Below are 860 nucleotides of genomic sequence, written 5' to 3'. Positions count from 1 at the left end.
TCGGTGGAGCTGCATGACAAGGTCATCGGGCATTATCTGAACATAAAACACTATCAGTAAGTTGGAGTCATTACCGGTTGAATGTATTAATATGCAATGGTACGTGTCAGGGATTAAAAGATGAACGTAAATTTATTCAACGCATTAATTTTAAAGGGTTTTATTGTTTGTTGACGAAAACAGGAATCATGTTCGGTCTCTTTTTATCTGTTAAAAGCCAGAAGCATTTCCTTCGCTGACTTTATAGTCAACCATAACACACACTCTACTGTCTGAGTCCAGCGTTTTTTAACATTCTTGTTAAGATTATGTGATCTTTAGCGCGGGAGGAAAATATTGATGAAACAGCCTGCGCCCGTTTATCAGAGAATTGCGGGTCATCAATGGCGACATATCTGGCTTTCTGGCGATATACACGGTTGTCTTGAGCAGTTGCGCCGCAAATTATGGCATTGTCGTTTTGATCCGTGGCGAGATTTACTTATCTCAGTGGGAGACGTTATCGATCGTGGGCCGCAAAGTTTACGTTGTCTGCAGTTACTGGAACAACATTGGGTTCGTGCGGTAAGAGGCAATCATGAACAGATGGCGATGGATGCGCTGGCATTCCAGCAGATGTCTTTGTGGTTGATGAATGGCGGCGACTGGTTTATTGCGCTGGCAGATAATCAACAGAAACAAGCGAAAACGGCGCTGGAAAAATGTCAGCATTTGCCCTTTATTCTTGAAGTACACAGTCGCACCGGCAAGCATGTTATTGCTCATGCCGATTATCCAGATGATGTTTGAGGTAGCCTGAGTTTAACGGACACTCCTTCCTGAAATAGAATGGCATCAGAAGGAGCTAATAATGAGCAGAA

Annotated in this window: 1 protein-coding gene and 1 pseudogene; both read left to right on the top strand. The window is 43.1% G+C overall.

Features of this window, described 5'->3' with window-relative positions; genetic code table 11:
- A partial coding sequence (locus ABZJ92_RS22020; protein ID WP_071528444.1) for an IS1 family transposase occupies positions 1 to 60 on the top strand: 60 nt, incomplete at its 5' end.
- Positions 61 to 339: 279 nt separating this feature from the next.
- Positions 340 to 786: pseudogene (locus ABZJ92_RS22015) on the top strand (metallophosphoesterase); the annotation flags it as partial.
- Between the last annotated feature and the right edge of the window lie 74 nt (positions 787 to 860).

Origin of the sequence: Shigella sp. FJ200513 (genome assembly GCF_040495915.1) — a bacterium.
Classification (GTDB): domain Bacteria; phylum Pseudomonadota; class Gammaproteobacteria; order Enterobacterales; family Enterobacteriaceae; genus ECMA0423.
This window is presented reverse-complemented; position numbering and strand designations above follow the sequence as displayed.